Here is an 18,705-nt window from a genome sequence, read left to right as displayed (position 1 = left end):
AGCGGTGGCCGCGGCCGTCGGCGTGATCCGCCGGAGGGCACCGGAGGCACAGGGATGAGCACGACCAGAACGATCGACGTGTCACCGGACGCCGGGGATCCCGGACGCGCGCGACCCGGCCCCTCCCGTGCGCGGCGCCCACCGCGCCGAACCTGGCGCCAGGCGCTGCGCCGCGACTGGCAGCTCTACTCGCTGGCCGTCCTTCCGCTGCTGTTCTTCCTGGTCTTCCGATACCTGCCGATGATCGGGAACGTCATCGCCTTCCGGAAGTTCGAGCCCGGCGGCAGCGTGCTCGGCGAGGAATGGGTCGGCCTCCGCTACGTGCGGATGTTCCTGAACGACCCGTCGTTCTGGCAGGTGTTCACCAACACCGTGGTCATCGGCGTGCTCACCCTGCTGTTCTGCTTCCCCACGCCGATCGTGCTCGCCCTGCTGATCAACGAACTGCGTGGCCGGAGGATCAAACGGCTCGTCCAGTCGGTGTCCTACCTGCCGCACTTCCTGTCGATGGTGGTCGTGGCCGGACTCGTCATGGAACTGCTGTCGGTGGACGGGCCGGTCAACCAGCTCCTGCGGGCCATGGGCACCGACCCCATCGCGTTCCTGCAGGAGGCGGGGTGGTTCCGAACCATCTACGTCTCCTCGGAGATGTGGCAGACGGTCGGCTGGGGGACCATCATCTACCTCGCCGCGCTCACCACGATCGACGAGCAGCTGTACGAGGCGGCCCGGATCGACGGCGCAAGCCGGTGGCGGCAGGTCTGGCACGTGACCCTCCCCGGCATCCGGCCGACCGCGGTCACCCTCCTGATCCTCAACATCGGCACGTTCATGGCCGTCGGCTTCGAGAAGATCCTGCTGCTCTACAACCCGCTGACGTATCCCACCGCCGACGTGATCTCCACGTACCTCTACCGGATGGGCATCGTCTCCAACAGCTTCAGCTACGCCGCCGCGATCGGCCTGTTCGAGGCCGTGATCGGGCTGGCCCTGGTCATGTCGGCGAACCTGATCTCCCGGCGCACGGTGGGGACGAGCCTGTGGTGACCGCCGGCAGGACCCGGGGCTACCGCGTGTTCCGCATCGTCAACACGATCATCCTGACCGGCGTCGCGGTCGTGACCCTGTACCCCTTCGTCAACATCGTCGCCCGGTCCCTCAGCGACGAGTTCGCCATCCGCTCCGGCAAGGTCAACCTCGTCCCCGTCGGGTTCACCTTCCGCACGTACGAGTACGTGGCCTCCGACCCGACGTTCTGGATCAACTACCGCAACACGGTCGTCTACACCGTCGTCGCCACGGCCATCGCCATGGTCATGACCACGTGCTACGCCTACGTCCTGTCGAAGAAACACCTCAAGGGCCGCACGTTCCTGATCGGGATCGCGGTCTTCACCATGTTCTTCACCGGCGGCCTCATCCCCAACTACATCCTCATCTCCAGCCTCGGGCTGAAGGACAGCATCTGGGCCATCGTGCTGCCGAACGCGATCAGCGTCTTCAACCTCCTCGTGATGAAGGCGTTCTTCGAGGGCCTGCCCACCGAACTGGAGGAGGCCGCCGCGATCGACGGCATGAGCACCTACGGCATCCTGCTCCGGATCGTCCTGCCGCTGTCGAAAGCGGTCCTCGCCACGATGGTCCTGTTCTACGCCGTGTCGTTCTGGAACTCCTGGTTCACGGCCTTCCTCTACCTCAGCCAGAGCGACCTGTTCCCCGTGACCGTCTACCTGCGCAACCTCATCGCCGGCGCCACCACCGGCACGTCCGTCGGCGCCGACGCCACCGACCTGACCGTGGCCACCAACATCAAGTCCGTGACGATGGTGCTCACCGTCATCCCGATCCTGGTGGTCTACCCCTTCGTCCAGAGGTACTTCGTCAAGGGCGTCATGCTCGGCGCGGTGAAGGGATGACACGCCGGACCCCTCATTCCGCTTCCACCCAGCCCGTCCCCCCAAGGGAAAGGACCCCCCGTACATGTATGAGATCAACCGGCGTCAGGCGATGGTCGGCGTGGGAGCCTTCCTCGCACTCGCCGCCTGCAGCAGCGGCGGCGACTCCGGCGGCGAGAAGAACGGCGACGCCCTCGCGGCCAACCGGGACGGCGCGATGGCCGACTACGCCGTCGGCAAGCAGTTCAAAGCCACCGCCCCGCTCTCGTTCGGCATCCTCTACAACAACCACCCGTTCTACCCGATCAAGAACGACTGGCTGTTCTGGTCGGAGCTGACCAAACGGACCAACGTCACCCTCCAGCCGAACGTCGTGCCGCTCAGCGACTACGAGAACAAGCGCAGCCTGCTCATCGGCGCCGGCGACGCACCGATGATCATCCCGAAGACCTACCCCGGCCAGGAGGTGCCCTTCGTCGCCTCCGGCTCCGTCCTGCCCGTCAGCGACTACATGGACCTGATGCCGAACTTCAAAGAGAAGATCGCCAAGTGGAACCTCCAGCCCGACCTGGACACGCTCCGGCAGGCCGACGGCCGCTTCTACCTGCTCCCCGGCCTCCACGAGGACTACTGGGCGGACTACACCCTGGAGGTCCGCTCCGACGTCCTCGACAAGCTCGGGCTGGAGGTCCCGCAGACCTGGGACGACGTGCACGCCATGCTCAAGGCGATGAAGGAGGAGTACCCCGACTCCTACCCCTACTCCGACCGGTGGTCCATCCCCACCCCCGGCGGCGCCATGCTGAACCAGGTCTTCGGCCTGGGCACGGGCGCCCGCGGCGGCTGGGGCTTCACCACCGGCATCACCTGGGATCCCACCGCCCAGAAGTTCGCCTTCACCGGCGCCATGGACCAGTACAAGCAGATGCTGCAGTTCCTCCACACCCTGGTGGGGGAGAAGCTCCTCGACCCCGAGAGCTTCACACAGCAGGACGACCAGGCGATCCAGAAACTCGTCTCCGGCAAGTCCTTCGTCATCAGCGGCAACGCCCAGACCCTGGTCAACGAGTACCGCCCGCCCCTGAAGAAGGCGAACCCCAAGGCCACCATCGTCAAGATCCCGGTACCCGTCGGGCCGCTCGGGCCCATCAAGGCCGACTCCAACGACACCCGCCTGGAGAACGGCATCATGATCTCCAAGAAGGCCCGCGACAGCAAGAACTTCGTCGCCATGATGCAGTTCATCGACTGGCTCTGGTACTCCGACGAAGGCCAGGTGTTCGCCAAATGGGGAGTCGAAGGGACCACCTACACCAAGGACGCCTCCGACAAGTTCCACCTGGCCAAGGACGTCGACTTCGTCGGCCTCAACCCCGGCGCACCCAAGCACCTGCAGAAGGACTTCGGCTTCTCCAACGGCGTCTTCGCCTACGGCGGCAGCACCGAACTGCTCCAGTCGACCTTCTCCGACGAGGAGATCGAATGGCAGAAGACGATGAACGCGAGAAAGGCGATGCCCGTCGCACCCCCGCACCCGCTCAACGACGACGAACGCGAACAGGCCGCGCTGTGGCAGACCCCGCTGAAGGACCACGCCACCCAGAACACCCTCGAATTCATCCTGGGCAAGCGGAGCTTCGACGAATGGGACGCCTACGTCAAGGAACTCGAGGCGAAGAACATGTCCTCCTACATCAACCTCGTCAACAACGCCTACGACCGCTACAAGAAGGAGCACGGCTGACCGGCTCCCGCCGGCCGTGCCTGTCCCACGGCCGGCCCGAGCCCCACCCGACGGCGAGTGAAGGACGATGATGCCCAGCGCCACCCCCCACGCCACCCCCCCCGCGGCCGACCACGTCCCCCCGGCCCCGCTCCGCCCCGGCCACTGAGCCGCCCCATGACCGAGACATCGATCCGGCGGTTCGGGCAGGGACCGCTCTCCCGCGCCTCCGCCCTGATCTACACCCTGCTCGTGGTCGAGCTCCTGGTCCTGGCCACCACCGCCCCCGGCCTCATCGGACTCGTCCTGCTCGACCACGACACCGCCAACCTCCCGCTGGCCGCGGCCTGCGCGCTCCCCGCCGGGCCCGCGCTGTCCGCCGCCCTCTACGCGCTGCACCACCGCCGCCTCGACCTGACGGATCTCCACCCCGCCGCGGCGTTCCGGCGCGGCTACCGGATGAACGTCCTCGGCGTGATGAAACTCTGGATCCCGTCGCTGGCCTGGCTGACCGTCATCGGATCGACTCTCGCCAACTTCGGCGCCGCCGGCGTCCCCGGGTGGTGGGCCATCCTGCTGGTCCTCATCGCACTGGCAACCACAGTCTGGGGCGCCAACGCACTCGTCATCACATCGCTGTTCGCCTTCCGCGCCAGGGACGTCGCCCGCCTGGCCGCCTACTTCCTGTTCTCCGCACCCCGGGTCACCATGAGCAACGCCCTCCTCCTCATCGCCGCGGCCGCGCTCACCCTGGTGGCCACCGAGGCCGCGCCGGCGCTGCTGGCCTCGATGTCCGCCGCGGCACTGCTGCTGAACAGCCGTCCGCTCATCGCCGAAGTCACCCAGAGGTTCACCGTCCAGGGGCAACCCGGCAGCGGAACCCCATGACCAGCCCTGACCTCCCCGGCACACACCCCGCCTGGCTGCCCCCCGAAGCGCTCCGCCCCATCGGCTCGCGCCGCACCCTCGTCCTCGGCGACGGCCTCCTGACCGGGACCGTGCACGACGAGGCGGCACGCGCCTGCGCCCGGTACGGCGGACACGTCCATCGCCGCACCCGGACCCAGCCGTACGACCTGGTGCTCGCACTCACCACGGCCGAACCGCTGCCCGAGCCGCTGCCCGGCCCCGCCCAGACGGTACTGGACGAGTTCCGGAGCACCACCGGGCCTCCCGCGAACACGATCGGCGGCGAGGGATACCTCGCCGCCCGCCGCCACGGCGTCACAACCGTGCTCGCCGACGACCCCGCCGGCCTGCTCTACGGCCTGTTCCACGTCGTACGACTCGGCGAGAGGGCCTTCACCGAAGAGCGGCCCACCGAACGCCACGCGCCCGCCATGCGCCGGCGCATGCTCGACCACTGGGACAACGTCGACATCCACCCCGTCATGGGCCAGGTCGAACGCGGCTACGCGGGCGGATCCATCTTCTGGCGCGACGGCACGCCACGCGGCGACCCCGCACGGGTGCGGGACTACGGGCGGCTGCTGGCCGCGTGCGCGGTGAACGCCATCTCCGTGAACAACGTGAACGTCCACGCCACAGAGGCCCTCCTGCTGACCGACCGGCTCGGCGACGTCGCCGCCATCGCGGACCTGCTACGGCCCTACGGGATCAGGATCCACCTGTCCGTCAGCTTCGCCTCGCCCGTCACCCTCGGGCGGCTGCCGACCGCCGACCCGCTCGACGAGGACGTCCGGACGTGGTGGGCCGACGTCACCGAGCGCGTGTACGACACCATCCCCGACTTCGGCGGCTACGTCGTCAAAGCCGACTCCGAGGGACAGCCCGGCCCGTTCACGTACGGCCGCGACCACGCCGACGGCGCGAACCTCCTGGCCGAGGCGCTGGAACCGTTCGGCGGCGTCGTCCACTGGCGCGCCTTCGTCTACAACCACCGGCAGGACTGGCGGGACCGGTCCACCGACCGGGCCCGCGCCGCGCACGACCACTTCGCCCCGCTCGACGGACGGTTCCGCGACAACGTCATCCTTCAGGTGAAGCACGGCCCGATCGACTTCCAGGCGCGCGAACCGGTGTCACCCGTGATCGCAGCCATGCCCGCCACCCACCTGGCCGTGGAACTGCAGGTGACACAGGAGTACACCGGACAGCAGCGGCACGTCTGCTACCTGCCCCCGATGTGGCGCGAGGTCCTCGACTTCCGCCCCTGGGGACCGGACGGACCGGCCGTGGCCGACATAGCCGGGGGAGCCTCCGGGAACGGGGGAGGGCTCGTCGGGGTCTCCAACGTGGGCGACGACCCCTACTGGACCGGCCACCCGCTCGCCCAGGCCAACCTGTACGCCTTCGGTCGGCTCGCCTGGGCGCCGTGGACCGACCCGGCGGCGATCCTCGACGAGTGGATCGACCTCACCTTCACGCCGTCGGCGACCAGAGAAACGGAGCGGCTGCGGCGCACGCTGCACACGATCATGGACGACTCGTGGCGCACCTACGAGCGGTACACCGCCCCGCTGGGCGTCGGATTCATGGTCCGCCCCGGCCGCCATTACGGGCCCGACGTGGACGGATACGAGTACACCCCGTGGGGCACCTACCACTTCGCCGACCGGGACGGCGTCGGCGTGGACCGCACCCGCGCCACCGGGACCGGCTTCACCGGCCAGTACCCGCCGGCGTGGTCGGAGGTGTACGAGTCGCTCGACCGGTGCCCCGACGAGTTGCTGCTGTTCTTCCATCACGTCCCGTACGGGCACGTGCTGCACAGCGGATCGACCGTCATCCAGCACATCTACGACACCCATTTCGCGGGTGCCGAGCAGGCGGCGGAGGCCGGACGGCGATGGGAGGAGGTCGCCGGTCTGGTCGACCCGTCCCTGCACGCCCGGGTGACGGACCTCCTCGCCGAGCAGGCTCGCTGCGCGGGGGAGTGGCGCGACCAGATCAACACCTACTTCTTCCGCAAGTCGGGCGAACCCGACACTCGCGGCCGTCGCATCCCACGGTGACCACACCGAATGGACCACCGGTACGTCAGCCGTCAGCTTGGGGCGTGGACGTGACGGGGGACGTCCGCGCCTGCACCCGGCAGGCCATGAGGATCTCGCCGGTCGGCGGTGTGCTCCCGGCCGATAGGGGTCCGGTGTTTCTACTTGACATAATGTTCCTTATCGAGCAACAAGAACGACCCCAGAAGAGGGGATCGGCCTCGATTCAGAGCGCTCAATCAGGTGCCTCGACACGTGTCATTTCGGCAGGCACGCGCACGACACAGCGCATACGATCGCCGGCGAAGGCGGCGCGCGAGCCGGGAGTTTCGTCAAGACGCGGGACGACGACACCCCGGGCCGACACATATAAAACGATCTTGAATTGCCTGGCTCCGAGAGGCGGCGGAAACCGGCACCCACCGGCACGCCGGTCCACGCACGGCACCCATGCGCGTCCCGGCGCGGCCCCGTGCGATCGGCAGGCACGCCAGCTCCCGAACCCCCAAAGGGACAAAAGCCTCATACCAGACAGAAGGTGAATTCTGTTGGGTATAGGAGTTCGCCCTCCCGGCCACAGGTCGCGCTCGCGGACGCTCGCGCCATCATCCCCACGGTTCGTGATCTTCTCTCCTCGCGGAGACTGTCTGAAAGCGGCGAAAGCCGTACGATCACCGCATGACGATCGGCCTACCCGAGATCCTGACCTTGTGTGCGGTCGCACTGGTGTTCCTGGTGGCGATCGTGCTGATCGCCGTTCGTGCCGGCGCCCGGCCGGCGGGTCCGCTGGCGTGGCGCAGCCCGGGGCTGCTGCCCCCGATCTCGGCGGAGCTGCAGCTCCGCGTACGGGAGCTGTACGCCGAGAACCGGAAGATCGAGGCCATCAAGCTGGTCCGGGAGCAGACCGGCCTCGGCCTGAAGGAGGCCAAGGCGGTGGCCGACACGCTCGGGGCAGGCAACCCGCTGCCGATGCCGGCGGGGCACGGCCAGTCGGACCTGGCGAGCCGCGTGCGCGAGCTCAAGGCGGCGGGCCGGACGGAGCAGGCGGTGTACCTGGTCCGCGGCGAGACGGGGATGGGGCAGACCGAGGCGGAGACCTTCGTCGACACGCTGTGACCCGGCGTCCCCGACCCGGCGTCCCCGACCCGGCGTCCCCGACCCGGCGTCCCCGACCCGGCGTCCCCGACCCGGCGTCCCCGACCCGGCGTCCCCGACCCGGCGTCCCCGACCCGGCGTCCCCGACCCGGCGTCCCCGACCCGGCGTCCCCGACCCGGCGTCCCCGACCCGGCGTCCCCGACCCGGCGCCCCTGATCAGTGCGCTCCGGCCGGGTGCGCAGGCGATCGCCTCCCCCGGCTCCTCGTGGCGTACGTGTGAGCCCGCGGTGAGCCCGTGCTCGGGGCCGGTTTGTCGGTGGCGGGGAGTACGGTGTCGATCATGCTGCCCGCTCAGGTGAACCGGCTGACTGTAGAGGAGGCCGCGGATCGGTACGTGGAGCTGGTCCGGGCGAGGACGCTGACCGGCGCCCTGTCCCCCGCGACGGCGGAGGTGTACGCGCGTGACGTCGCGACGTTCGTCCGGCTGGCGGGTCCGGGGCGGGTGCTCGACGACCTGACGGGCGAGGACGTCGACGCGGTGCTGCTGGCATTCGCCCGCAAGCCCGACGAGCGGCGAAGGCCGGAGGATCGGCGTACGGCGCCGGGCGGCGGGGTGCAGAGCCCGGCGTCGCAGGCGCGGTTCCGGCGGTCGGTGTCCGCGCTGTTCCGGCACGCGGCCGCGGTGGGCTGGGTGCATCTCGACCCGATGGCGGCCTCGTCGGTGACGGCCAGGGAGCGGGGCGGGTTACGCCCGGAACGGCGGGCGCTGACGAAAGAGCAGGCCGAGGGGTTGATCGAGGCGGCGCGTGCCCCTCTCGACCCGGGGTCCGAGGGCCACTCCCCTCCCCCGCGGTCTACGGCGCCGGCGGAGCCGGGGCGGCCGCGGCAGCGCCGGGACCAGCGGACGGAGGTCCGTGACGCGCTGGTCGTGCTGCTACTGGCCACGCTCGGGCCCCGGGTGTCGGAGCTGGTGCGGGCCAACGTGGAGGACTTCTACACCAACGACGGCGTGCGTTACTGGCGGATCTTCGGCAAGGGCGGCAGGACGAGGGATGTCCCCCTGCCCGACGACGTCGCGCGTGCGCTCGACGCGTACCTGGCGGTGCGGCCGGCCGGCGAGGAGGAGAAGGCGCTGCTGCTGTCGTGGCGGGGCAGGCGGCTGGCCCGGGGTGATGTGCAGGGGGTGATCGACCGGGTGCAGCGGCTGGTGGAGCCGGGGCGGCGGCGAGAGGTGACGCCGCACGGGCTGCGGCACACCACGGCGACGCACCTGCTGGCCGACGGCACCGACATGGACGCGGTACGGCGGGTGCTGGGGCACAGCGACCTGTCGACGCTGGGCCGCTACCGGGACGATCTGCCCGGGGAGCTGGAGGTGGCCATGGGGTCTCATCCGCTGTTACGGCGGCGGGACGGGCGGCGGCCGCCGGAGAGCGCCGACGGCCCGGGCTGAGCGTCGCGCGACGGCACGCAGTCGCCGTGAGCGGCGTCGGCGGCCCGGCGGATCACCCAGGGGCGCGCTGGCGGTGTCCGGCCGCCTCTCGTCCGGGTACGAGGGCGGCCGCGGCGGGCGGGCCGCGCACCACGATGATGGTTCGGCGGCCCTTGACCCTCACGTAACGGCAGGCCGGAGGCTGGGCGGCGGAAGGGAGGAGGGCCATGGGCTACTCGGTCGGGCAGCTCGCCCGTTTCGCCGGGATCACCGTGCGGACGTTGCACCACTACGACGAGATCGGTCTGCTGTCGCCGGGAGAGCGCACAGCTGCTGGCTATCGGCGGTATACGGACCGCGACGTGGAACGGCTGCAGCAGGTGCTGTTCTACCGGGAGCTCGGGTTCTCCCTGGAGGAGATCGCCGCCATCCTCGACGAGCCGGGCGCGGATCCGCTGACGCATCTGCGGCGTCAGCACGAGCTGCTGCGGCGGCGGATCGGTCGTCTGGAGGCGATGGCGGCGGCGGTCGAGAGGGCCATGGAGGCGCACACGATGGGCATCGACCTGACGCCTGAGGAGCGGTTCGAGGTGTTCGGCGACTTCGATCCGGATGAGCACGCGGAGGAGGTCGAGGAGCGGTGGGGCGGAACCGACGCGTTCGAGCAGAGCCGTCGCCGGACCGCCCGGTACACCAAGGACGACTGGAAGACGATCACGGGCGAGGCCGGGGAGATCCTGGGGGAGTTCGCGGCGGTGTACGCGGCCGGTGAGCCGGCCGGGGGTGAGCGGGCGACGGACACGGCGGAGCGGCACCGCGCCCACATCACGCGGTGGTTCTACGACTGCTCGTATGAGATGCACCGGGGGCTCGGCGAGATGTACGTGGCCGACGCCCGGTTCGCGGCCAACTACGAGAACGTGGCCGAGGGCCTGAGCGGGTACGTGCGCGACGCCATCGTGGCCAACGCGGAGCGGCACGCCTGACGGTTCGCTCCCCCCGGGCGGTTCGCTCCCCCCGGGCGGGTGACGTGAACGGGCGGCGGCCGGAGCGAGGACGTGTGGGGGCCCGGCCTCGCTTAGGCGCCGATGCCGCCCGGTGCGCCGCCGCCGTCCGGGGGGCGGCGGCGCCTCACTCCGGCGTCGATGCGGTCCACGTCAGCCGCCCCGTGCACCACCGCCGTGCCCCACCGCCGTGCACCACCGCCGCGCCGCCCGACCGGCGACGGTCCGAGGGGCGCCCGCCCCGCTCCCCTGCCGTACGGAGGCCGGGATGGCGTGGGTCAGTGGGCCGGGGCGGCCAGCCGGTCGAGGACGGCGACCAGGCTGCGGCTGGTCATCGCGCGCCAGCCGCCTCCCATGATCGAGTGGGCGCGGCGCTGCAGTTCGTTGTCCGGGTCGAAGCCCTCGTGCAGGAGGAACAGGCGGGTGCCCCGGCCTTCGGGTTCCAGGGTCCAGGTGATGGTCCAGTCGGAGCCGCTGGGGTTGGCGGGGTCGCCGTCCTGCCAGGACAGGCGGAGCATGCGCTGGGGTTCGAAGGCCAGCACCTCGGCCTGGACGACGCCGGAGAAGCCGGTGCCGGGCCTGGGGGTGGTGTGCATCGTGTATCGGTGGCCGACCTCGAGGCGGAAGTCGCCGGGCATGAGCCACTGCGCGAGCAGGTCGGGCTCGGTGAGGGCGCGCCACACGCGGGCGGGCGGGTGGGCCAGGAACTGGTCGACGCGCAGCACGGTCGGGTCGTCGTCGTGGGTCATCGGGTGTCGTCCTCCTGATTCAGGGTGTCCGCGGGGCCGTCCTGCACGGCTCCGGGGTGTTCATCTGTGTCGCGGCCGCCGTCCACGCCGTTCACGCCGTCCCTGTGGTCCATGGTGTCGAGCAGGTCGCGCAGGCCGGCGAGGCGTTCGCGCCAGAACCGCTCGTAGGGGGTGAGCCACTCCCGGACCTGGGTGAGCGGCACCGCTTCCAGCCGGTAGAGCCGTTCGCGGCCCACCTTGCGCTCGCTGACCAGTCCGGCTTCGCGCAGCACCCGCAGGTGTTCGGAGAAGCTGGGCCGGGCCATGTCGAAGTGGCCGGCCAGCAGCCGTACGGGCTGGGGGCCCTCCTCGCGGAGCAGGCGCAGCACCTCGCGGCGGACGGGGCTGGCCAGGGCGGCGAAGACGCGGTCTTCCGGGGCCTCGACCGTCGTCGTCACGGCACACCTCCGGGAACGTCGCTGGTGTCCATGTCCTCCATAATACGTAGGAAAAAACCTACCTGTCATCTCCGGTCAGGAAGGAGTCGGGGTTTCATCAGGCGGAAACGCGGCCGAAACACTCCCTGTCAAGGATGGGTGTTCGTGATCAGGGCCATTCTGTTCGACCTCGACGAGACCCTTTTCGATCATCGGCGGGCGGTCGCCTACGCCGCGACCCGCTGGACGGAGGCGCTCAGCCCCGGCCACGAGCTGCTGATGGAGACCCCCGCGCTGTGGCTGGACCTTGAGGACAAGCACCTACCGGCCTGGCACGCCGGCGAGTGCTCGTTCGCCGAGCAGCGTCGCAGGCGGCTGCGCGAGTTCTGCGGCCGGCTCGGCCTGCCCGTCCCGGCCGACCTCGACGCGGCGTACGGCGAGTTCCTCCTGCACTACGAGGACGCGTGGACGGCCTTCCCGGACGCCGCCACGACGCTGGACGCGCTGGAGGGCCGGGGTCTGACGCTCGGGGTGCTGACCAACGGGACCCCGGTGCAGCAGGAGGCGAAGCTGCGCCGCATCGGGCTGCTCGACCGGCTCGACCCGGTCCTGACGCCCGACGCGCTGGGTGGCAACTTCAAGCCGGCGGCCGAGTGCTACCTGGAGGCGGCCACGAAGCTCGGGCTGCGCCCCCAGGAGGTGCTGCTGGTCGGCGACAACCTCATGCTCGACGCCGTCGGGCCGACCAGGGTCGGCATGCACGGCGTCTGGCTGGACCGCTACCGCCGCGAGGCGGCGCCGGCGTCGGTGACCCGGGTGACCACGCTGACCGACCTGCCCGCCGTGCTCAACGGACTGAACGGGCTCGAAGGGCTGCGCCCGCACCAGGCCGGGCCGTCCCGGGCGGCCTGACCGCGGCGCGGGACGGCCGGCCTGCCCGACCGCCGCAACGGACCCGGTCAGCGCCTGACCGCGGAAGGACCCAGGTCGGTGCCTGACGGGCGCAGGGTCCCCGTCAGCCGGGGACGGCGGCGGCCGCGACACGGCGCCGGGCGAAGCCGAGCCGGGCGTAGACCCCGATGGCCGCCCGGTTGTCGTCGTCGACCATCAGCGACGCCCGGCCGTGCTCGTCCAGCAGGGCCCGGGCGACGAAGCGGCACACCCGCTCCCCCAGCCCGCGCCCGCGGGCCTCGGCGGCGGTGGCCACGCCGGCGAGCAGGCCGACCGTGGGGGCCGACCAGGCGTCGGCCGCGACCGCGAGCAGCCGTCCCCCGGCGTCGCGGATCCCGGCCCACCGGCGTACCCGCGGTATTCCCGGCACGGCGTAGGAGCCGGGGTTGGCCGAGGTGAGCAGGTCGGTCACCTCGGGCTCCTCCCCCGGGTCGAGCCAGCGCGCCCCTCCGGCGTCCCGGTCCCCCGCCAGTCGTGTGGTGGTCATCCAGGAGAACCCGGCGGTGAACGCGAGCTCCGGCACGGCCCGTGCGACCTCCTCCACGAGCGCGGCGTCGCCGAACGGCCGGTACGACGGACCCACCTCGGCCAGGGCGTGCCGGACGATGGCGGCCACGTCGGCGGTGCTTCCCCGTACGGCGAGGCGGTCGCGGCGGGAGGCTCCGGGGCTGGCGACGGCGACGCCGTCCCCGTGGGCGAAGGCCCGCACACCCGGCCGCATGCCCTGCGCGGCCCACACGATCAGGTCGTCGCCGCCGCAGGCGTCCTCCACCTCGGCGACGGTGAACAGTTCGCGCACTACAGGATCGCGCCGGGCGCGTACGCGGCCTCGTCCGGGTAGCGGGCGGTGATCTCCCCGATCCGCTCCACCACGGCGGCGACCTGACCGGCCGCGGCGCCGGTGAAGGAGATCCGGTCGGCGAGCAGGGCGTCCAGGTCGGCCCGGCCGAGGGGGAAGCGGTCGTCGGCGGCCAGCCGGTCGAGCAGTTCGTTGGCCGCGCCCCGGGAGCGCATGGCCAGGGCGGAGGCGACCGCGTGCTCCTTGATGATCTCGTGGGCGGTCTCGCGGCCGACCCCGGCGCGCACGGCGGCCATCAGCATCTTCGTGGTGGACAGGAACGGCAGGTAGCGGTCGAGCTCGGCCTCGATGACGGCCGGGAACGCGCCGAACTCGTCGAGCACGGTGAGCATCGTCTCGGCCAACCCGTCGAAGGCGAAGAACGCGTCCGGCAGGGCGACCCGGCGCACCACGGAACAGGACACGTCGCCCTCGTTCCACTGGTCCCCCGCCAGCTCCCCGGCCATCGACGCGTAGCCGCGCAGCACGACGGTCAGGCCGTTGACCCGCTCGCAGGAGCGGGTGTTCATCTTGTGGGGCATGGCCGACGACCCGACCTGGCCCTCCTTGAAGCCCTCGGTGACCAGCTCGTGCCCCGCCATCAGGCGGATCGTCTTGGCCAGCGACGACGGCGCGGCGGCGAGCTGCACCAGCGCGGTCAGGACGTCGTAGTCGAGCGAGCGCGGGTAGACCTGGCCGACGCTGGTGAAGCGGCGGGCGAACCCGAGGTGGGCGGCCACCCGGTCCTCCAGCTCGGCGAGCCGGTCCGTGCCGCCCAGCAGGTCGAGCATGTCCTGGGCGGTGCCGACCGGGCCCTTCACGCCGCGCAGCGGGTAGCGGCCGATCAGGTCCTCCAGGCGTTCGAACGCCACCGTCAGCTCGTCGGCGGCGGTGGCGAACCGCTTGCCCAGCGTCGTCGCCTGGGCCGCGACGTTGTGGGAGCGGCCCGCCATGACCGTGGCGGCGTGCTCGGCGGCCAGGCGGCCGAGCCGGGCGAGCAGCGCCACGACCCGGCCGCGCACCAGCAGCAGGCCGTCGCGGATCTGCAGCTGCTCGACGTTCTCCGTGAGGTCGCGCGAGGTCATGCCCTTGTGGACCTGCTCGTGCCCGGCCAGGGCGTTGAACTCCTCGATGCGGGCCTTCACATCGTGCCGCGTGACCCGTTCGCGTTCGGCGATCGAGGCGAGGTCGACCTGGTCGACGACCTTCTCGTAGTCGGCGACCGCCTGCTCGGGCACGTCGATCCCGAGGTCGGCCTGGGCCCGCAGGACGGCCAGCCACAGCCGGCGTTCCAGCACGACCTTGTGCTCCGGGGACCACAGGCGGGCCAGCTCCGCGGACGCGTAGCGGGTGGCCAGGACATTCGGGATACGCGGCTTCGCACTCACGTTGGCCCAGTCTATTGAGCCTCCGGGTAGTCCCGGCCCGCGGGGACCTCCCGGCGGACGCGGTAGCGCAGGTTGGCCACGCCGCCCGCCCGGGTCACGCCGGCCGTGTCGAGGGCCACCCGCCGCGTCCCCGCAGCCTCGTGGAGGCGGACGCCGTCGCCGAGCAGGACGGGCGCCACGTGGATGAGGATCTCGTCGACCAGCCCCTCGGCGAGGCACTGGCGGGCGAGGCCTGCGCCGACCAGGACCACGTTCCCGCCTCCGGCCGCGGCCAGCGCCGTCTCCACCGCCTCCCTCACCCCGCAGGTGAGGAACGTGACACCCGGGTACGGGCTCGCCGGGCGGTGGGTGAGGACGAACACCGGCCCCTCCCAGGCGCCGCCGTACAGCCGGTCGCCGCGTCGTGCGCCGACGTCGTGGCTGCGCCGGCCCGCGAGCACCGCGCCGGTCGTGGTGAGGACCTCGTCCACCTCGGGGTTGGGCCCGGAGTGGCCCGAGATCCAGTCCATCGCGTCGCCGGGACCGGTGATGAAGCCGTCCAGGGACATCGTGACGTGCCACAGGACGATGCCGTCGGTCATGGTGATCCGCCTTCCGCCGGGGGGTGCCGTTCACCTCATATGACGGCTCCCGTCCCGGAACTCATCGGTCCAGTTCGGGCGGCAGGCCGAACGCCGGGAACAGCTCGGGGCCGAACGCGGTGAACTCCACCACCAGCCCCGCCTCGATCCGCAGGACCGACACGCCGAACGCCGGGTACCCCTCGTCGGACGGGCGCCGCACGTAGGCGGCGACCGCCGGCTGCAGGTTCGCCCCCACCGCGACCATCCGGAACCGGCCCTGGTAGTTCGGCGAGGCCGGGTCGAAGCTCTCGGCCAGCGCCCGCACGATGGGGTCGCGGCCCTGGAACCACATCGGGTACGGCGGCATCGTCGCCCGCGCGTCCTCCGCCAGCAACCCGGCCACCGCGGCGGCGTCGGCCCGCTCGTAGGCCGCCATCAGCCGGCGCAGCACCTCCCGCTCCCCCTGGGTGGGGCCGGACGCGGGCGCCCAGTCGAGCCGCCGCGGCGGCAGGTGCTCCTTCATCGTGGTCCGGGCCCGTTGCAGGGCGCTGTTGACCGCGGCCACGCTGGCGTCCAGCAGCGCCGCCGTCTCCCCCGCCGGGTGGCCGAGGACGTCCCGCAGCACCAGCACCGCCCGCTGCCGCGGCGGCAGGTGCTGCAACGCGGCCAGGAACGCCAGCTCGACCGTCTCCCTGGCCACCACCGCACCGTCGGGGCCGTCGCCGCCCGCCGCGATCCCCTCCAGCAGCAGGTCCGGGTACGGCTGGAGCCACGGCACGTCGGTCCGCGGCGGCAGCGGCTGCGACGGGTCCGACGGCGGCCGCAGGTGGTGGGGCAGCACCCGCCGCGGCCGCCGTTCCAGCGCGTCCAGGCAGGCGTTGGTGGCGATCCGGTACAGCCAGGCGCGGAACGTCGAACGGCCCTCGAACGTGGCCCTCCCCCGCCAGGCCCGCAGCAGCGTCTCCTGCACGAGGTCCTCGGCGTCCTCCAGCGACCCGAGCATCCGGTAGCAGTGCAGCTGGATCTCCCGCCGGTACCGCTCGGTCAGCGTGGCGAAGGCCGCCTCGTCGCCCGAACGGGCCGCGTCGGCGAGCCCCTGCTCCGCGTCCCCGCGCCGCCCGTCCTCGCTCGCCATCCGCACCCGTCCCCGCCGGTCGTCGATGTCCACGTAGGGTACGACGGCCGGCGGGCGGGAGACTCATCGGTCCCGGCAGCCACCCCGGTCACGCGGCCGGGGCGGCCGGCGGAGAATGACGCGCCGGGGTCAGCCGGCGGGGGTCAGCGCCTCCTTGTCGTACACCTTCACGTCGGCGTCCCCAGCGGGCGGCTTGGGCGTGCGCCGCAGGCGCTCCTTCGCCCGCTCGACCAGCGTGTAGAGCGTCGGCACCAGCACCAGCGTCAGCAGCGTGGACGAGATCAGCCCGCCGATCACGACGATCGCCAGCGGCCGCGAGATGAACCCGCCCGACCCCGTCACGCCCAGCGCCATCGGCGTCAGGGCGCAGATCGTCGCGATCGCGGTCATCAGGATCGGCCGCAGACGCCGCCTGCCGCCCTCCAGGACCGCCTCCACGACGCCCAGGCCCTGCTCCCGGTACTGGTTGATCAGGTCGATCAGCACGATCGCGTTGGTCACCACGATGCCGATCAGCATCAGCATGCCGATCAGCGCGGGCACGCCCAGCGCCGTGTCCGTGAGCAGCAGCAGGCCGATCGCGCCGGTCGCCGCGAACGGGATCGACACCAGCAGGATCAGCGGCTGCACCAGGCTGCGGAACGTCGCCACCATGATCATGAAGACGATCGCGATGGCCAGCAGCATGGCCAGGCCGAGGTCGCGGAACGCGTCCTGCTGGTCGGAGCTCGCGCCGCCGATCTTCCAGCTCACCCCGTCCGGCAGCGTCATCGCGTTCAGCCGGTCGGTGACCTTCGAGGTGATCGCGCCGAGGTTGGACGCGTCCGCCGCGCCCGACACCGTGGCCGTCCGGTCGCCGTCCTGGCGGGTGATCTGCGTCGGGCCGTCGGCCTTCACGACGTCGGCGACGTCGCTCAGCCGCACCGTCCCGGACGCCGCCGGCAGCTCCAGCTTCCGGATCGCGGTCAGGTCGGCCGGGGCCTCCCCCTGCCGCAGCACGACGTCGCTGGAGCGGCCGTCCACGTCGAGCGAGCCGATCGTGGCGCCGCGGAACGCCTGCGCGACCGCCTGCCCGACCGCCGCCTCCGTCAGGCCCTTGGCAGCCGCCTTCTCCCGGTTGACGTGGACCTCGACCCGCGGCGCGCTGTCCTCCAGGTTGGACGACACGTCGCGCAGCCCGGAGACCTCCGCCATCGCGTCGCGCACGCTCGACGCCGCCGTCTTCAGCGTGGTCGTGTCCGGCCCCTGGAGGATGACCTGCACCTGGTCGGAGTTGAACCCGCCGCCGCCCTGGGCGCCGACCGTCACGTCCCCGATGTTCCGCAGCGTCTTCAGGCGGGTGCGCAGGCCCTCCTCCACCGCCGCGGTGTCCACGCCGTCGTCCAGCGTGATGGAGTACGACGCCCGGTCCGAGCCGCCGCCGAGCCCGCCGAACAGCCGGTTCCCGCCGCCGACCGTCACCTGGTACGACTTCACCCCGGACGTCGACCGCAGCACCGTCTCGATCTGCTTGGCCGCCGCGTCGGTCGTCGCCAGGTCGGTCCCGGCCGGCATCCGCTCGCTGATCTGCGTGGTGTTGTTGCCCGAGTTGTCGAGGAAGTTCGTCTTCAGCCGCGGCGCCAGCCCCATCGTGCCGACGAACACCACGAGCCCGATCAGCAGCGTGACGAACCGCCGCCGCGTCGCGAACCGCAGCACCGGCAGGTACGCCCGCTGCAACGGGCTGCGCAGCTCCCTGCGCTCGGCCTCCTCCCGGACGGCCTCCGCCTCCTGCGGCGTCAGGTCCGGCGTCTTCAGGAACCAGTACGCCAGGACCGGGATGACGGTCAGCGCGACGAACAGCGACGCCAGCAGCGCCACCGTCACCGTGATCGAGAACGGGCCGAACAGCTGGCCCACCAGGCCGCCCACGAACGCGATCGGCAGGAACACCGCCACCGTCGTCAGCGTCGAGGCCGTCACCGCGCCCGACACCTCCCGGACCGCGGTGAGGATCGCCCGCCGTTTCTCCTCGCCGTACCCGAGATGGCGTTTGATGTTCTCCAGCACCACGATCGAGTCGTCCACCACCCGGCCCACCGCGATGGTCAGCGCGCCCAGCGTCAGCAGGTTCAGCGAGTAGTCGCCGAGCCACAGCGCGATCAGCGCGACGACCACCGACACCGGGATCGACACGGCCGTCACCAGCGTCGACCGCACCGACAGCAGGAACACCAGGATCACCAGGACCGCGAACGCCAGGCCCAGCAGGCCCTCGGTCGTCAGGTCCTCGATCGACCGCTCGACGTACGGCGCCTGGTCGAACACCACGGTCAGCTGCGCCACGTCCCCGAGCTGACGGGTCAGCTCCGGCAGCTTCGCGTTCACATTATGGGAGATCTGCACGGCGTTGCCGTCGGCCGTCATGCTGACTGCCACGCCCAGCGTGGTGTCGCCGTTGGTCCGCGTGATCGACGTGGCCGGCGCCTCCTTGATCGCGATGTCGGCCACGTCGCCCAGCCGCACCGGCTTCGGCGCTGGCAGCGCCCGCGGAGCCGCACCGCCCCGCGCCGCGGCGGCCC

At 71.6% G+C, this 18,705-nt stretch carries 16 protein-coding genes; 9 read left to right on the top strand and 7 right to left on the bottom strand.

Annotated features, from left to right (window positions below):
* Positions 1-54: 54 nt before the first annotated feature.
* From MPTA5024_RS01615 to MPTA5024_RS01580, 8 genes are all read left to right on the top strand, one after another.
* Positions 55-1,047 carry an ABC transporter permease gene (locus tag MPTA5024_RS01615; RefSeq protein WP_036318963.1) on the top strand — a complete coding sequence of 331 codons (993 nt, stop codon included), beginning with the start codon at positions 55-57 and terminating at the stop codon, positions 1,045-1,047.
* Positions 1,044-1,916 carry a carbohydrate ABC transporter permease gene (locus tag MPTA5024_RS01610; protein ID WP_036322775.1) on the top strand — a complete coding sequence of 291 codons (873 nt, stop codon included), beginning with the start codon at positions 1,044-1,046 and terminating at the stop codon, positions 1,914-1,916. Before MPTA5024_RS01615 ends, MPTA5024_RS01610 begins: the two co-directional genes overlap by 4 nt.
* Positions 1,917-1,980: 64 nt before the next feature.
* Positions 1,981-3,639: an ABC transporter substrate-binding protein gene (locus MPTA5024_RS01605; RefSeq protein ID WP_036318961.1), complete on the top strand. Its 1,659-nt coding sequence runs from the start codon at positions 1,981-1,983 to the stop codon at positions 3,637-3,639.
* A 156-nt stretch (positions 3,640-3,795) separates the two neighbouring features.
* Complete coding sequence (locus MPTA5024_RS01600) at positions 3,796-4,506, top strand: hypothetical protein (RefSeq protein ID WP_036318959.1); 711 nt, start codon at positions 3,796-3,798, stop codon at positions 4,504-4,506.
* Positions 4,503-6,593 carry an alpha-glucuronidase gene (locus MPTA5024_RS01595; RefSeq protein ID WP_036318957.1) on the top strand — a complete coding sequence of 697 codons (2,091 nt, stop codon included), beginning with the start codon at positions 4,503-4,505 and terminating at the stop codon, positions 6,591-6,593. The genes MPTA5024_RS01600 and MPTA5024_RS01595 overlap by 4 nt, the downstream gene beginning before the upstream one ends.
* A gap of 657 nt (positions 6,594-7,250) precedes the next feature.
* Complete coding sequence (locus tag MPTA5024_RS01590) at positions 7,251-7,688, top strand: ribosomal protein L7/L12 (RefSeq protein ID WP_051457591.1); 438 nt, start codon at positions 7,251-7,253, stop codon at positions 7,686-7,688.
* A 320-nt stretch (positions 7,689-8,008) separates the two neighbouring features.
* Complete coding sequence (locus MPTA5024_RS01585) at positions 8,009-9,121, top strand: tyrosine-type recombinase/integrase (protein ID WP_051457990.1); 1,113 nt, start codon at positions 8,009-8,011, stop codon at positions 9,119-9,121.
* Between the two features lie 206 nt (positions 9,122-9,327).
* Positions 9,328-10,086: a MerR family transcriptional regulator gene (locus tag MPTA5024_RS01580; RefSeq protein WP_036318956.1), complete on the top strand. Its 759-nt coding sequence runs from the start codon at positions 9,328-9,330 to the stop codon at positions 10,084-10,086.
* Positions 10,087-10,382: 296 nt separating this feature from the next.
* Here the strand turns inward: MPTA5024_RS01580 and MPTA5024_RS01575 are convergent, their stop codons facing one another.
* Both MPTA5024_RS01575 and MPTA5024_RS01570 read right to left on the bottom strand, forming a co-directional pair.
* The gene (locus MPTA5024_RS01575; protein ID WP_036318955.1) at positions 10,383-10,853 is read right to left on the bottom strand and encodes an SRPBCC family protein; all 471 of its coding nucleotides are present in this window, start codon (positions 10,851-10,853) and stop codon (positions 10,383-10,385) included.
* A complete protein-coding gene (locus tag MPTA5024_RS01570) occupies positions 10,850-11,290 on the bottom strand; it encodes an ArsR/SmtB family transcription factor (protein ID WP_036318954.1) in 441 nt (146 codons plus the stop codon). The genes MPTA5024_RS01575 and MPTA5024_RS01570 overlap by 4 nt, the downstream gene beginning before the upstream one ends.
* A gap of 144 nt (positions 11,291-11,434) precedes the next feature.
* Between MPTA5024_RS01570 and MPTA5024_RS01565 the strand changes: the two genes are divergently transcribed.
* Positions 11,435-12,181 carry an HAD family hydrolase gene (locus MPTA5024_RS01565; RefSeq protein WP_063794654.1) on the top strand — a complete coding sequence of 249 codons (747 nt, stop codon included), beginning with the start codon at positions 11,435-11,437 and terminating at the stop codon, positions 12,179-12,181.
* Positions 12,182-12,284: 103 nt separating this feature from the next.
* Here the strand turns inward: MPTA5024_RS01565 and MPTA5024_RS01560 are convergent, their stop codons facing one another.
* The 5 genes from MPTA5024_RS01560 to MPTA5024_RS01540 form a co-directional block, all read right to left on the bottom strand.
* Entirely contained in the window at positions 12,285-13,019 is a 735-nt protein-coding gene (locus tag MPTA5024_RS01560; RefSeq protein WP_036318952.1) for a GNAT family N-acetyltransferase, read from the bottom strand.
* Positions 13,019-14,446 carry an adenylosuccinate lyase gene (gene purB / locus MPTA5024_RS01555; protein WP_036318951.1) on the bottom strand — a complete coding sequence of 476 codons (1,428 nt, stop codon included), beginning with the start codon at positions 14,444-14,446 and terminating at the stop codon, positions 13,019-13,021. The genes MPTA5024_RS01560 and purB overlap by 1 nt, the downstream gene beginning before the upstream one ends.
* Positions 14,447-14,457: 11 nt before the next feature.
* Positions 14,458-15,027 (bottom strand): dihydrofolate reductase family protein, encoded by a 570-nt coding sequence (locus MPTA5024_RS01550; RefSeq protein WP_036318949.1) that lies wholly within the window; start codon positions 15,025-15,027, stop codon positions 14,458-14,460.
* 61 nt (positions 15,028-15,088) lie between these two features.
* A complete protein-coding gene (locus tag MPTA5024_RS01545; protein WP_232326109.1) occupies positions 15,089-16,177 on the bottom strand; it encodes an RNA polymerase subunit sigma-70 in 1,089 nt (362 codons plus the stop codon).
* 96 nt (positions 16,178-16,273) lie between these two features.
* Positions 16,274-18,649 carry an efflux RND transporter permease subunit gene (locus MPTA5024_RS01540; protein ID WP_269750563.1) on the bottom strand — a complete coding sequence of 792 codons (2,376 nt, stop codon included), beginning with the start codon at positions 18,647-18,649 and terminating at the stop codon, positions 16,274-16,276.
* Between the last annotated feature and the right edge of the window lie 56 nt (positions 18,650-18,705).

This window comes from Microbispora sp. ATCC PTA-5024 (genome assembly GCF_000511135.2).
In the GTDB taxonomy this organism is placed as follows: domain Bacteria; phylum Actinomycetota; class Actinomycetes; order Streptosporangiales; family Streptosporangiaceae; genus Microbispora; species Microbispora corallina.
Note: the sequence above shows the minus strand (reverse complement) of the source record. Positions and strands in the feature narration are given on the sequence as shown.

Bases quoted from the DNA above. Each gene is read 5' to 3' on its own strand.
- MPTA5024_RS01615 (WP_036318963.1), top strand. From the start codon at position 55: ATGAGCACGACCAGAACGATCGACGTGTCACCGGACGCCGGGGATCCC.
- MPTA5024_RS01605 (WP_036318961.1), top strand. From the start codon at position 1,981: ATGTATGAGATCAACCGGCGTCAGGCGATGGTCGGCGTGGGAGCCTTC.
- MPTA5024_RS01600 (WP_036318959.1), top strand. From the start codon at position 3,796: ATGACCGAGACATCGATCCGGCGGTTCGGGCAGGGACCGCTCTCCCGC.
- MPTA5024_RS01595 (WP_036318957.1), top strand. From the start codon at position 4,503: ATGACCAGCCCTGACCTCCCCGGCACACACCCCGCCTGGCTGCCCCCC.
- MPTA5024_RS01590 (WP_051457591.1), top strand. From the start codon at position 7,251: ATGACGATCGGCCTACCCGAGATCCTGACCTTGTGTGCGGTCGCACTG.
- MPTA5024_RS01585 (WP_051457990.1), top strand. From the start codon at position 8,009: ATGCTGCCCGCTCAGGTGAACCGGCTGACTGTAGAGGAGGCCGCGGAT.
- MPTA5024_RS01580 (WP_036318956.1), top strand. From the start codon at position 9,328: ATGGGCTACTCGGTCGGGCAGCTCGCCCGTTTCGCCGGGATCACCGTG.
- MPTA5024_RS01575 (WP_036318955.1), bottom strand. From the start codon at position 10,853: ATGACCCACGACGACGACCCGACCGTGCTGCGCGTCGACCAGTTCCTG.
- MPTA5024_RS01550 (WP_036318949.1), bottom strand. From the start codon at position 15,027: ATGACCGACGGCATCGTCCTGTGGCACGTCACGATGTCCCTGGACGGC.